At 70.8% G+C, this 13832-nt stretch carries 9 protein-coding genes; 2 read left to right on the top strand and 7 right to left on the bottom strand.

Annotated elements, in window-relative coordinates; genetic code table 11:
• Window positions 1-109: 109 nt before the first annotated feature.
• Window positions 110-1507 carry a Tat pathway signal sequence domain protein gene (locus QOL88_RS37345; protein ID WP_097222613.1) on the top strand — a complete coding sequence of 466 codons (1398 nt, stop codon included), beginning with the start codon at window positions 110-112 and terminating at the stop codon, window positions 1505-1507.
• 45 nt (window positions 1508-1552) lie between these two features.
• Here the strand turns inward: QOL88_RS37345 and QOL88_RS37340 are convergent, their stop codons facing one another.
• The 4 genes from QOL88_RS37340 to QOL88_RS37325 form a co-directional block, all read right to left on the bottom strand.
• Window positions 1553-2338: a carbonic anhydrase gene (locus QOL88_RS37340; protein ID WP_097222612.1), complete on the bottom strand. Its 786-nt coding sequence runs from the start codon at window positions 2336-2338 to the stop codon at window positions 1553-1555.
• A gap of 164 nt (window positions 2339-2502) precedes the next feature.
• Window positions 2503-4722, bottom strand: a complete 2220-nt coding sequence (katG, locus tag QOL88_RS37335) for a catalase/peroxidase HPI (RefSeq protein WP_097222611.1) — start codon at window positions 4720-4722, stop codon at window positions 2503-2505.
• 106 nt (window positions 4723-4828) lie between these two features.
• A complete protein-coding gene (locus QOL88_RS37330) occupies window positions 4829-5266 on the bottom strand; it encodes a Fur family transcriptional regulator (RefSeq protein ID WP_031111199.1) in 438 nt (145 codons plus the stop codon).
• 179 nt (window positions 5267-5445) lie between these two features.
• Window positions 5446-6324, bottom strand: coding sequence for a hypothetical protein (locus tag QOL88_RS37325; RefSeq protein WP_097222610.1), 879 nt, complete (start codon window positions 6322-6324; stop codon window positions 5446-5448).
• 160 nt (window positions 6325-6484) lie between these two features.
• On the opposite strand from QOL88_RS37325, the gene QOL88_RS37320 reads away from it, so the two are divergent.
• The gene (locus QOL88_RS37320) at window positions 6485-7930 is read left to right on the top strand and encodes a glyceraldehyde-3-phosphate dehydrogenase (protein WP_097222609.1); all 1446 of its coding nucleotides are present in this window, start codon (window positions 6485-6487) and stop codon (window positions 7928-7930) included.
• A gap of 48 nt (window positions 7931-7978) precedes the next feature.
• On the opposite strand, the gene QOL88_RS37315 is transcribed toward QOL88_RS37320, so the two are convergent.
• The 3 genes from QOL88_RS37315 to QOL88_RS37305 form a co-directional block, all read right to left on the bottom strand.
• A complete protein-coding gene (locus QOL88_RS37315) occupies window positions 7979-11155 on the bottom strand; it encodes a glycoside hydrolase (protein WP_097222608.1) in 3177 nt (1058 codons plus the stop codon).
• A gap of 505 nt (window positions 11156-11660) precedes the next feature.
• The gene (locus QOL88_RS37310) at window positions 11661-11834 is read right to left on the bottom strand and encodes a CsbD family protein (protein WP_097222607.1); all 174 of its coding nucleotides are present in this window, start codon (window positions 11832-11834) and stop codon (window positions 11661-11663) included.
• Between the two features lie 237 nt (window positions 11835-12071).
• On the bottom strand, window positions 12072-13754 hold the full coding sequence (locus QOL88_RS37305) for a tetratricopeptide repeat protein (protein WP_097222606.1): 1683 nt from the start codon (window positions 13752-13754) through the stop codon (window positions 12072-12074).
• Window positions 13755-13832: the final 78 nt, after the last annotated feature.

The raw sequence follows: 13832 nt of genomic DNA, 5'->3' as shown, positions 1-13832 counted from the left end.
CTCGTTCGTCTTCCCCGGCAACTCTCCCTTCCGACCGGGCCGTTGACCCCGCCCCGGAGCGCCAGCACAATGAGCGGCCACTGATTGAGAGCGCTCTCAAGGGAGACCCATGACTGGCAGACACGGCCCGGCCCTCAGCCGGCGTTCGCTCATCGGCGCCGGACTCGGCATCAGTGCCGCGGGGCTCACCGGCGCAGGCACGGGCCAGGCCCACGCGGCCGGCTCCGCCGGTGCGCGCCCCTCGTCGGGCCCGGCCCGGGGGCACGCCTTCCTCGCCGCCGCCATGGACGCCTACCCCGACCACGGCCGCATCCGCCTGACACAGAGCTACACCGACCAGGCCGGTCTGTTCAGCACCGCGTTCACCTACGACAACGCCCTCGCGGTCCTCGCCCACCTCGCCGCCCGGACCCCGGCCGGCCTGACCAGGGCCAAGGCCCTGGGCGACGCCCTGCTCTACGCCCAGGGGCACGACCCGGCCCACGACGACGGCAGGCTCCGGCAGGCCTACAACACCGGGCCGTACACCTTCTACGACGGCTCGCTCCAGCCCGACGGCTTCGTACGGTCGGACGGCACCGCCAACGTCGGGACACAGTTCGGCTTCACCGGCACCGCCGTGGGCGACATGGCCTGGGCGGGCATCGCGCTCAGCGCCCTCGCCCGCCGCACCGGAGCGCGCCGCTTCCTCACCGGGGCTGTCCGGATCGGCGACTGGATCGAACGGACCGGCCGGACCGACGAGCCCCTCGGCGGCTACAAGTTCGGGGTCGACGGGGCGAACCAGAAGCTCCCGTTCACCTCGACCGAGCACAACACCGATCTGGTCTGCCTCTTCGGGCGGCTCGCCCTGCTCACGGGCGACCGGGTGTGGCGGGAGCGGCGAGCCCGGGCCGAGGCGTTCGTGAAGCGGATGTGGGAGCCGTCGGGGGGCTTCTTCTACACCGGCACGAACGACGGCGTGACGGTCAACAGGTCCCCGATTCCCGAGGACACGCAGACCTGGACGCATCTGGCGTTCGGTTCCCGCGGCCGCGGCTGCTCCCGTTCGCTGGACTGGGCGGCGGCGGAGCTGGCCGTCCTGGATCACTCGGGGCGTACCAACAGCACGGTGCCCGCGGGGCAGTCGTACGAGGGCGTCACGTTCAGCTCGGCGAGCCTGCTCGCGAACGAGGGCGCGCCGATCGCCGACGGCCGGCCCGAGCCCGACCGCAACGGTGTGTGGTTCGAGGGGACGGCGCATCTCGCGCTCGCCCTGCGCGACCGCGGGGCCCGCGGTGACGAGGCACGCGCGCGGCGGCTGCTCGACTCGATCGAACAGGCCCAGGACCTGCTGGGCGGTACTCAGACCGTCGGAGGCGGGGAACTGCCCGAGCGCGGTGGGGTGGTGTCCGCGAGCAGCCCGCTGGACACGGGGTTCGGCTTCGGCTACTACCCGTACCGGCACACCGGCGCGACCGCCTGGTACCTGATGGCCGCGGCTCGCTTCAATCCGCTCCGGGTGTGACGGGGTGCCCGGTCCGCTGCCGCGTGCGGCGGACCGGGCGGGGGCTCAGGCGAGGCGGTTCACGGCCTGGGTCGTCAGTTCGTAGCGGGCGCCGACGATCGCCAGCTTGCCGGTGGCGATCCTGGCGGCGAGTTCGGGTTCCGCGGCCAGCCGGGAGCGTACGAGCCGAACGTTGGCGCTCACGGTCGCGTCGATCCTGGCGTCCCCTTCCTGGCCGTGGTCTATGGCCGGGCGTATCTGGTCGACCAGGTACTGCATGTGGGCCGGCAGGTGCTCCCCCGACTGCTCCGCCGCCACGGCGGCACGTACCGCGCCGCACGACTGGTGGCCGAGGACGACGACCAGCGGTATGCCGAGTTCCAGGACGCCGTAGGCGACGCTGCCGAGCACGGCCTCGTCCAGCGCCTCACCGGCGGTGCGCACGGTCATCAGGTCCCCCAGTCCCTGGTCGAAGACCAGCTCCGGAGGTACGCGCGAGTCGATGCAGCCGAGCACGACCGCGAAGGGGTGCTGGGAGGTGGCCAACGTCCGCCGGACGGCGGGGTTCTCGTGCGGGTGGCGTTCCCGGTAGGTGCGCCAGCGGCGGTTGCCCGCGGCCAGCTCCCTCAGGGCCTCGTCCGGGGTGCCGGGTCGTGGCGCTGCGGTGCCGGGGCCGGCGGGAGCGGCGGTGGCAGTGCCGGTGGCTCCGAGGCCCGCGCCGAGGGCCGCGGCCCCGGTCAGCGCGGTGCGCAGCAGGGTGCGGCGGGCGGTGCCGTCGGTGGTCGGCCGTGCACCGGCGAAGGGGTGCGGTTCGGGGCCGGTGCCTCTGTGGGAGGCGGCATGTGAGTTCACGGCCAGAACGTATGCCCGAATGCGCGGTCGGCCGGGATCCTTGCCGTTTCATGGTGAGAGTTGGGTAAGTGATGTTCTTACCTTGAACGGACTTTGACGGTCCCTCAGGCAACCAGCGGGACGCCCGGGCCAGCCGGCCCGGGCGTCCTGTCATGCGGGGGTGATCAGACCAGGTCGAACCGGTCCAGGTTCATGACCTTGACCCACGCCGCGACGAAGTCGTTGACGAACTTCTCCTTCGCGTCGTCGCTCGCGTAGACCTCGGCGAGGGCGCGCAGCTCGGAGTTCGAGCCGAAGACCAGGTCGGCGCGGGAGCCGGCCCACTTGACCTCGCCGGTGGCGGCGTCGCGGCCCTCGAACGTGGTCTGGTCCTCGGACGTCGACTTCCACGTGATGCCCAGGTCGAGCAGGTTGACGAAGAAGTCGTTCGTCAGGGAGCCGGGCGTCTTGGTGAAGGCGCCGAGCTGGGACTGCTGGTGGTTGGCGCCGAGCACACGCAGGCCACCGACCAGGACGGTCATCTCGGGGGCGCTCAGGGTGAGCAGGTTCGCCCGGTCCAGGAGCAGGAACTCGGCCGGCAGGCGGTTGCCCTTGCCGTGGTAGTTGCGGAACCCGTCGGCGGTCGGCTCGAGCGCCTCGAACGACTCGGCGTCGGTCTGCTCCTCCGTCGCGTCCACGCGGCCCGCGGCGAAGGGGACCTCCACCTGGAAGCCGGCTTCCTTGGCGGCCTTCTCGACGGCGGCGGTGCCGCCGAGGACGATCAGGTCGGCCAGGGAGACCTTCTTGGCGCCGGAGTTGAACTCCTGCTGGATGCCTTCCAGCACCCGCAGGACCTGCGCCAGCTCGTCGGGCTCGTTGACCTCCCAGCCGCGCTGCGGCTCGAGGCGGATACGGGCGCCGTTGGCACCGCCGCGCTTGTCGCTGCCGCGGAAGGTGGACGCCGAGGCCCACGCGGTGGACACCAGCTGCGAGACGGACAGACCCGACTCGAGGAGCTTGGTCTTGAGGGTGGCGATGTCGCCGCCGTCGATGGTCTCGCCCTCGGCCTCGGGCAGCGGGTCCTGCCAGACCAGGGTCTCGGCCGGGACCTCCGGGCCGAGGTACAGCGACTTCGGGCCCATGTCACGGTGGGTCAGCTTGAACCATGCGCGGGCGAAGGCGTCCGCGAACTCCTGCGGGTTCTCGTAGAACCGGCGGGAGATGGGCTCGTAGATCGGGTCGAAGCGCAGCGCCAGGTCCGTGGTGAGCATCTTCGGACGGTGCTTCTTCGCGGAGTCGTGCGCGTCCGGGACGATCTCCGGGGCGTCCTTGGCGACCCACTGGTTGGCACCGGCCGGGCTCTGCTCGAGCTCGTACTCGAACTCGAAGAGGTTCTTGAAGAAGCCGTTGCTCCACTGGGTGGGCGTGCTGGTCCAGGTGACCTCGAGGCCCGAGGTGATGGCGTCGCCGCCCTTGCCCGTGCCGTAGGTGCTGCGCCAGCCCAGGCCCTGCTCCTCCATGGAGGCGGCCTCGGGGTCGGCGCCGACGTTGTCGGCCGGGCCGGCACCGTGGGTCTTGCCGAAGGTGTGACCGCCCGCGATCAGGGCGACGGTCTCCTCGTCGTTCATCGCCATGCGGCGGAACGTCTCGCGGATGTCGCGGGCCGCGGCGATCGGGTCCGGGTTGCCGTTGGGGCCCTCGGGGTTGACGTAGATGAGGCCCATCTGGACGGCGCCGAGCGGGTTCTCCAGATCGCGGTCACCCGTGTAGCGCTTGTCGTCGAGCCAGGTGGTCTCGGGGCCCCAGTACACGTCCTCCTCGGGCTCCCAGACGTCCGCGCGGCCGCCGGCGAAGCCGAAGGTCTCGAAGCCCATCTGCTCCAGGGCGACGTTGCCGGTGAGGATCATGAGGTCGGCCCAGGAGATGCTCTGGCCGTACTTCTTCTTCACGGGCCACAGCAGGCGGCGGGCCTTGTCGAGGTTGCCGTTGTCCGGCCAGCTGTTGAGCGGGGCGAAGCGCTGCTGGCCGGCGCCGGCGCCGCCGCGGCCGTCGCTGATGCGGTAGGTGCCCGCGCTGTGCCAGGCCATACGGATCATCAGGGGGCCGTAGTTGCCGAAGTCGGCCGGCCACCAGTCCTGCGAGGTGGTGAGCACCTCGGCGATGTCGCGCTTCACGGCCGCGAGGTCGAGGGCCTGGAACGCCGCGGCGTAGTCGAAGTCCTCACCGAGGGGGTTGGCCACCTCGGGGTTCTTGGCGAGGATCTTCAGGTTGAGCCGCTCGGGCCACCACTGGCGGTTCCCGCCGCCCTGGGTCGGGTGCAGGGCGCGGCCGTGGGCCACGGGGCAACCGCCTCCCGCCTCCTCCGTCTTCGAGTCGGTGACGATCGCGTCGTGGTTCTCAGTCATGGAAATCCTTCCGGACGGGGTGGATCACGGTGCTCGGGTGGATCACGTGCTCGGGAACGCTCGGGTGGATCAGGTGTGCTCGGGAACGCTCGGGGGGATCACGTGCTCAGTTGCTGCGGGCGGTGGAGCAGGCGGGGCACAGGCCCCAGTAGATGACCTCGGCCTCGTCGACGGCGAAGCCGCGGTCGTCGGACGCGGTCAGGCAGGGGGCGTGACCGACCGCGCAGTCGACGTCGGCGACGGCTCCGCACGACCGGCACACGAGGTGGTGATGGTTGTCACCGACCCGCCCCTCGTAGAGGGCCGGGCTGCCGGGTGGGTCGAGGCGGCGTATGAGGCCCGCCGCGGTGAGTGCGTGCAGCCCCTCGTAGACGGCCTGGACGGAGATGTGGCCCACACGGCCGCGCACCTCGGAGGCGATGGCCTCGGCGCCGAGGTGGTCACCGTCCCGCACGGCCTCGAGCAGCGCGACGCGGGCGGCCGTCACCCTCAGGCCGGCACCGCGCAGCTCCTCGGCTGTGGTCGGGTTCCCGGATGCGGTCATGCGTCCAACCTAGCCACACAAACACGAGCGGTTCAAGAAAACGAACGGTTCAATTTTGGTGTCGCGCGTGGAGCCTTTGTGGGGCGGCTTACTTACGGGCTGTGAGCTCAGTCACAGTCGCCATGATGGCGTCCCGGCGGACACCGGAGGGGGCGCGCACCGCCGTGTCGGTCAGCGGGTCACGCGTCCGACGAGGGTGCGGTCAGGCGTTCGAGCCGGGCGGCGGCAGTCGCGGCCTTGCGACCGGCCTCGCGGGCCCGGCGGTCGGCCGTGCGCGCCCGCTCCCGGGCCGCCCGCTCGGCGAAGCGGGCCTGCTGGTGTTCGCCCCTGACCTGTTCCAGTTCGCCGGTGAGCTCCTCGACGCGTCGCTGGAGGCCGTCCATCTGCCGTTTCGCCTCCGTCGCCTCCCGGCCCGCGGCGTCCGCCTCGTCCCGCAGCTCCCGTAGCTCGCGTTCGGCGGCTTCGGCGTCCTCTCGGGCCTGGGCGAGCTTGCGTCGCTGCTGCTCGCTCTCCTTCTTGCCCGGCCGGGAAGGGGCGGGCGTGGGAGGGGGCGCGGGACGCTGCGGCCGGGCGCCCTCGGCGGTGGCGGGGAAGCCGACGGCCGCGCTGAGCGGCTTGGCCAGGCGGCCGCCCGCCCAGGCCTCGGCGGCCTCGGGGTCGGCCAGGACGGCGTGCAGCGTGTTCTCGACCTCGCGCTGCACGCTCTCGCCGATCGGATGGCCGGCCTCCTTGGCGAGCTGCCGGGCCTGGAGGGACAGGGCGCGGATGAGCGCGTGCTGCCGACGGCTCAGCTCGCGCAGCTGCGTGCCGTCCAGGTCCTGGTGGGCCTGCCGCAGCCCCTCCCCCAGGCGCAGCAGGGGCTCGACCTCCCCGGGGCTGCCGCGGACCAGGAGATTGCTGACCCAGGCGGCGAGGCTGGGTTTGCGCAACGCGCGGATGCGCTCGGCGAGTTCCCGGTCTCCGGCGGTGCGGGCGGAGGCCATGGCGGAGGCCCGGGCGGCGGTGAACTCCTCCGGGCGCAGGGCGTACAGCTCGTCGGCGACGGAGTCGTAGTCCATGGGCACCCCTTTCGCACGGAAGATCCGCTTTCGATCGTCTCAAGCCCTGCCCTCAGGGGCGCGCGGAGCGTCCGCGGAACGGGGGTCGGAGGTCCCCCCTTCAAGATCGGGAAATCGACGGTTTAACATATGAGCGCCGCCTAGCTCGAAAGATGGACTCGTGACTGTCAACGACGACTCGTTCACCAACTGGAAGATCCGCGAGGAGATCGCGGAGTCGATGATCCCGATCATCGGGAAGCTGCACCGTGAGCAGGACGTGACGGTCCTGCTGCACAGCCGCTCCCTGGTGAACAAGTCGGTGGTGAGCATCCTCAAGACCCACCGTTTCGCCCGGCAGATCGCCGGCGTGGAGCTGTCGGTCACCGACACCCTGCCGTTCCTGCAGACCCTCACCACGCTCGACCTCGGCCCCTCCCAGATCGACATCGGCCTGCTCGCCGAGGCCTACCAGGCCGACGACCGGGGCCTGTCGATCGCGGAGTTCACCGCCGAGGCCGTCGCCGGTGCCACGGGAACCAACAAGATCGAGCGCCGCGAGGGCCGGGACGTCGTCCTCTACGGCTTCGGCCGCATCGGCCGGCTCGTGGCCCGCCTGCTCATCGAGAAGTCCGGCTCGGGCAACGGTCTGCGGCTGCGGGCCATCGTCGTGCGCGGGGGCGGCGAGCAGGATATCGTCAAGCGCGCCTCGCTGCTGCGCCGCGACTCGATCCACGGCCAGTTCCAGGGCACGATCACCGTCGACGAGGCCAACAGCACGATCGTCGCCAACGGCAACGCCATCAAGGTGATCTACGCCAACGACCCGTCCGAGGTCGACTACACGGCGTACGGCATCAAGAACGCCATTCTCATCGACAACACCGGCAAGTGGCGCGACCGCGAGGGCCTGTCCCAGCACCTGCGCCCCGGTATCGACAAGGTCGTGCTGACCGCGCCCGGCAAGGGTGACGTCCCCAACATCGTGCACGGCGTCAACCACGACACGATCAAGCCGGACGAGCAGATCCTGTCCTGCGCGTCCTGCACCACGAACGCGATCGTGCCGCCGCTGAAGGCGATGGACGACGAGTTCGGGGTCCAGCGCGGCCACGTCGAGACGGTTCACTCGTTCACGAACGACCAGAACCTGCTGGACAACTACCACAAGGCCGACCGCCGCGGCCGGTCCGCGCCGCTCAACATGGTCATCACCGAGACCGGTGCCGCCTCCGCCGTCGCCAAGGCGCTGCCCGACCTCAAGGCGCCGATCACCGGCAGCTCGATCCGCGTCCCGGTCCCGGACGTCTCGATCGCGATCCTCAGCCTGCGGCTCGGCCGCGAGACCACCCGCGAGGAGGTCCTCGACCACCTCCGCGACGTCTCGCTGACCTCGCCGCTCAAGCGCCAGATCGACTTCACCACGGCTCCCGACGCGGTCTCGAGCGACTTCATCGGCTCGCGCCACGCCTCGATCGTCGACGCCGGCGCGACCAAGGTCGACGGCGACAACGCGATCCTCTACCTGTGGTACGACAACGAGTTCGGCTACTCGTGCCAGGTCATCCGCGTCGTGCAGCACGTCTCCGGCGTGGAGTACCCGACGTACCCGGCCCCGGCGGTCTGACCCCGGAAGACGAAAGCGCGGGGCGTGCGGGCCCCGCGCTTTCGTGTGTCACCGACGGGTCAGCTCGATCCGGTACTCCCGTTCCTGTGAGCCGTCTTCGCTGGTCACGGACACGATGTAGGCCTTCTTGCCGCCGGCCGTGTCCCGCCGGACCGTCACCTTCGCGTAGGGGTCACGCGGTGTGGCGGTGATCTCGGCGCGGTCCGGGCGGCCGACCGCCACCCGGTAGGCCGTCCGGTCCGGCTCGAAGCCGCTCAGGGACTCGCCGTCCACCGCGATCGACGCGGCCGCGGCGTCGGCGGTCACGCCCGGTGCCTTGGCGAAGACCTCGATCTCGCCGAGGGTGATGTAGCCGCCCGGACGGGCCGTCATCACCACGCGCACACCCGTCACCGGGCCGGTGGCACGCACCGGGACGTCGGCCACGGGCGTCCCCTCGGTGCCGACCGCGACCTGGTCGCTCGCGTCGGACCAGGTGCCGTCGGCGCCGCGCACCTGCACCTTGAGGGACTCCGCGAAACTGACGTTGGTGCCGTCGCGGTGGAAGTGGGTCACGACCCGGGTCAGATCGCGCGCCTTTGGCAGCGTGAAGGTGATGGTGTCGGACGGGTTCTTCGTGCCGGACTTCCAGTTCGACCAGGCCTTCTCGGACGTGGTGCCGTTGCGCAGACCCTCGGCGGAGTAGCCGCTCTCGGTGTAGGTCGCGCCGACCGTGACGCCCCCGTCGCGCGCCGAGTTGGTCTCCTTCGGCGCGGTGACCTGGACGCGTACGGTCGCCGCGGCCGTTTCCCCGCCGGGTACCCGGGCCGTGCCGCGCAGGGTCACCACGCCGGTGTCGCCGAACGCGCCCTCGGGTGTGGCCTCCCAGGTGACCGGGAGGTCGGCCGTCCCGCCGTGCCGTCCCACGCCGGTGATCGTGTCGGGAAGGTCGGGCTGTCCGCCGGTGTAGGTCTTGGCGCGGGCCGGGAGGGTCGAGGCGATGGTGTCCACGGTGACGACCGCCTCCGCCGGGACGACCCGGCCGAGGGCGTCGGTGGCCCTGCCCTTCACGCGAACCGTTCCGGGCTTGCTCCAGCGCGACTCGGAGGGCAGCCTCCACTCGACCGGGAGCGTGCCCCGGGCGCCGTCGCGGAAGACGGGCGTCACGGTGCGGGTCAGCTCCGGGACGCGCCCGGGGACGGTGAACGCTGTCGCGGGTCGTGTACGCAGGACCGTCTCGTCGGTCACGCCCCAGCGCTGGTTCGCGTTGGAGGTCGGGAGGAGGGCCGACACGCGGGCGCCGTCCGCTGTCGACTGGTTGACGACGTCGAGGAGGCGGCCCGTAGCGGCGTTGACGAAGGTCCAGGTGCCGTCGCCCGTGGTGGACATGATCCACTGTGCGGCCGGCGTGTCCCCGTCCTCGAGTACGGCCTCGTTGTCGCGTACGGCCAGGCGCCTGCCGTCGGCCGCGTTGACGAGGGCATAGCGCTCGCGGTTGCTCTCGCCGCGGGTCAGCCGCTTCACGCTCCACAGCTGCGACGTGGCGGCCGGGTCGGACGTACGGACGACGACGCCGTTGCCGTCGGCGGACGGGGCGAGGGACTTGCCGCTCTGGGCGCCCTGGAGACGGTAGGTGTGGCCGGGCTGGACGAGCGCGGCGTCCTTCGCGGTGCCTGACACGCCGTCGACGAGGAGGGTGGTGACCGATTTCGCGGGGACGGTCACGGTGGCCGAGCGGTCCTCGACCCTGACGGGCGTTCCGCGGACGAGGGCGCCGGAGGCGCTGGTCACGACCGGGGTCACGGTGGCGCCGGGTGCGACCCGGCGGAACTTCGAGAGATCCAGGGTCACCGCGCGCGGGCTCGTGCCGTTGTTGACGTGCACCACCGTCGCTCCGCGGCCGGACCCCCGCACGGCGGCGACGCTGGAGGGGTCGTCGGCCTTGACGAAGTGGTCGCCGGGGCGGATGTGGTGGGTGAAGTTGCGCAGCGTGTCGAACTTGGTGTTGGCCTTGACCGGGCAGGTCTCCAGGGTGTCCTTCGCCGTGCAGTTGAACGGGATGTGGATGCTGCCCCAGTTCTTGCCGGCCTGGGCCTGGGGGATGGAGTCCTCGATCGGCTGCCACAACACCCAGGCGGACGGCTCCAGTTCACGCATGTCCTCGACGACCCGGGTGGCGATGCCGAGCCCCGGTTCCATACCGGTGAAGTCGGTGCCGGTCCCCCAGGTGCCCTCGACCTCGCTCATCCAGAACGGCTTGTCAGCCGCCTTGGCGCTGTCGCGGGCGCTGGTGCGCATGCCGGTGCCGTAGGTGTGCACGTTGAGCTGGTCGACGGCGGCCCGGGCGGATGGGTCGTAGGCGTTCCAGTTGCGGACGAAGGTGGTGGGGTTGGTCTCGTCCATCGCGGAGATCGTGGCGCGGGTCCGGGCCTTCTTCAGCGCGCGGTGCAGGGCCAGGACGACCTTCTGCTGGAGTTCGGGGCCTGCGTGCGCGCCCTCCTGGCGGCCGCCGGTGGGCTGTCCGTCGGCGCCGATCTGGGTGCCCCAGTAGTTGGTGTTGGGCTCGTTGAGCGGGGCGATGGTGTCGAACGTGATGCGGTGCTTCTTCTCCAGTTGGTCGGTGACCTTGACCAGGTAGGTGGCGAAGTCGTCGACGCGGTCCGCCCGTATCTGGTCCGTGTTGGCGTCGAAGCCGCCGGAGACGTAGCCGCTGACGGTCTGGAACCAGGGCGGCGAGTTGCTGAAAGCCTCCCAGCGGGTCACCTTGCTCTTGACGCGGTCCACCCACCAGCGCTGGCCGGCGTCGGCGGACCAGTCCCAGTGCCCCGGGTCGTCCGGGTTCCACCAGTCGGTGTCCTCCCTGGTGGTGCCCGCGGGGGCCTTCCAGAAGCCGTCCATCGTCGCGCCGGTCTTCATGTAGTCCTTGCGGACGTCGGGGGCGTTGCCGCCGCCGATGTTGTAGCGCGCGATGTTGAGGCGGAGCCCGTCCTCGCCGAACAACATGTCGGCGAGCTTCTGCCGGATGGGTTCGGGGTAGCGGCCGGTGATGTTGGCGAACCAGACGAGGCTGGTCCCCCATCCTTCGAACTCCTGCTGCCGGTAGGACGGGTCGATCCGTACCGTCACCGCACTCGCGGGCGGATCGGCGGCAGCGGCGGCGGGAGGCACGGTCACGAGGCCCGCGCCGAGTGCCAGGGGGACGGTGATCGCCAGTGCCGTCCGGGCGAGGCGATGTCTGCTGGACATGGATTCCCTTCGGGAGCGAACAGAACCGCGCAGAACCAATCGAGCTTCCCGAATGTTTTAGGACGGCAATCAACACGTCAAGAGGTGGGACGAGTTGGGAACCGGCACGCTGCCGCACGCGAAGGAGGAGAGAGACTGCGACGAACGAGGGAGGGGGAGGCGAATCTGCCGACCCTCAAGGACTCCGGTTCGGTCAAGCCGGAGGTGTGTACACGCGAGGCGCCGATCGGCGTCCTGGTTGCGCGACGCCCACCGTGCCGACATGCGTGAGGACACAGGGCACGGCCCTTTTCGGCGAGGCGGGGCCCGTGTCGGTGGCGGAGCGGACGTGATGCCCGCTCGGCGTGTCCATGTGCTGGGCGATCACCGTGAGACCGGCTGCGACTCACGGCACGCGGGGCGGATCTCCTTCGATCTGCCGGATGGCCGACGGATCTGCTTCGATCTGCCGGATGGCATGGCAATGTGCCGCGTCCGCCAGGGGACGCGGCACCGCCACAGGACCTCAGTGCTTGAAGACGTCCTTGGTCTTCTCCTTGGCCTGCCGGGCGTCGCCCTTCGACTGCTCGGCCCGGCCCTCTGCCGTCAGCCGCTCGTTGCCCACCGCACGGCCGATCGTCTCCTTGGCCTTGCCCTTGGCCTGCTCGGCCTTGGCCTTGCCCTTCTGCTCTCCAGCCACGGTTCGTTCACTCCAAGTCGTGTCCGACTACGGGGTCACCCCACGAGTGACCCTGAAAGGGCAGCTCAAACGTGCCGCGCCGGTGTCCGGTCCGTGAGGGCCTTTCCCCGATCATGATCAACGAGCCCGGAGGACGGCGAGGGGCTCCATCTGGACGACGCCGACGGCAGCGGGACCGGCCCGCCATGACCAGGGCGTTGGAGCGGGCGGGCCTGTACCGGCCGTGATCCGCTGAGGTCAGTGGCAGCACCCGTCGGCGGCCTGCGGGCCGGGCGTGGTGTCCAGGCGGCAGTAGCAGGACGCGTGGATCGGTACGTCGGCCAGCGCGGTCGCGAGCTTGAGCTGGTGGGCCACGAGGGCCGCCTCGCCGGTCCTGCCCGTCCGGAGCAGGCACTCGTGGAATCCGTGCAGCGCCCAGACGTTGCCGGGGTGCTGGAGCGGTCGGGGCAGGGTGTCATCGAGGCCGAGGTCGGCGCGGTAGACGGCTTCCGCCTCCGTCACGCGGCCCTGTTCCAGCAGCAGCGCGCCGTAGGCGTGACGGGTGGGCTGCATCCAGCCCCAGGGCTCGTCGTAGGGCAGGTTGTCGTCCAGCTCGATGGAGCGTTCCAGGGCGGCGAAGGCGAGGTCGTGTCGGCCCCTGCGGTATTCGAGTTCGCCGTCCAGCATGGCGGAGGCGATGGCGAGGATGTCCTCGCAGGTGTTGTTGAACAGCATCCGCGTCCCGGGCACCCGGCCCACCGCCGCGCGGAACAACTCGCGCTCGGCCTCCGCCCGGTCGACCTCGCCGGTCGCGGAGAGGGCGACGCCCCGGGCGTAGTGCCGCATGGCGACGGTCGTCGCGTAGAGCTCCGGGTCGGCGGGGGCGGGCAGTTCGAGGATCTCGGCCCAGCGGCCGAAGCGGATCAGGACGTGCACGCGCATGGCCAGGAAGGCCTCCAGCCAGTCGGCCATCGGGGGGCTCTGGACACGGAGCAGGTCCTCGGGGATGGCGGTTTCCAGCTGGGCGGCGGTGTCGAGGGCGACCTGTGCCTGGCCGAGGAACATGGCGCCGTAGATCTTGAAGTGGTGGTTGTGCGCCCGGTACAGGGTGTAGAAGTTCTTCGCGCCGGACCGCCGGCGGTACTTCTCGTCGGCGGCGATCGCGTCGCTGTTGGCGGAGACCACCTGGCGGTAGTCGCCGCACAGGACGTCCAGGTGCGAGGGCATGTGCAGCAGGTGCCCGGCGTCGGGCACGAGACGGCGCAGGCGGTCGGCGACGGTGAGGGCCTGCTCCGGTGTCGGGGACATCTCCATCAGATGGATGTAGAGGTGCAGGATCCCCGGGTGGCGCGCGCCGGCCTCGGTGGCGAGGGCGCCTTCCAGGACGGCCCTGGCCTCGGTGGTCCGGGCGCCCTCGGCCGGCCGCCCGGTCTTGAGATCCCACAACTGCCAGGGGGTGAGGTTCATCGCGGCGTCGGCGTGGAGGGTGGCGATGTCCGGGTCGTCGGGCGCCAGTTCGTAGACGCCGCGCATCGCGTCCGCGTAGGGCTCGTTCCACACCGAGCAGTCCTCCACGGCCTGCGATTGCGGGTAGCGGGCCCGCAGTGCGCCGATGAGGGCCTGCTCGACCGGGGTGCAGCGGGCGGCCTTCTCATGGGCCCGTTCCACGGCAGTGTGCGTGCGCTCGACTGTCTGGACCAGTTCCTCGCCGTCGAAGAATTCCCAGGGCTTGTTGTAGTTCGGGCCGAGGGCGTAGGCAATGCCCCAATGGGCCATCGCGCACTCCGGATCGGCCTCGACCGCCTTTTCGAAGCAGGCGACCGCTTCCTCGTGATGGAAGGCGTATGTCCACATCAGGCCGCGATCGAACCAGAGTTGAGCATCGGCGGAGGACGTGGTGACGGGACGGCTGTAGGTGCCGAGATCGTAATAGTCGCCCATGAGTTTCTCCTGGGAATGCGGCCGGGGCCGTGAGAACAGCGGTTACGGACACGCCCTCGACTTCCGATCAATTCACGT

Origin of the sequence: Streptomyces sp. Ag82_O1-12, from assembly GCF_900182715.1 — a bacterium.
Classification (GTDB): Bacteria; Actinomycetota; Actinomycetes; order Streptomycetales; family Streptomycetaceae; genus Streptomyces; species Streptomyces massasporeus.
Note: the sequence above shows the minus strand (reverse complement) of the source record. Positions and strands in the feature narration are given on the sequence as shown.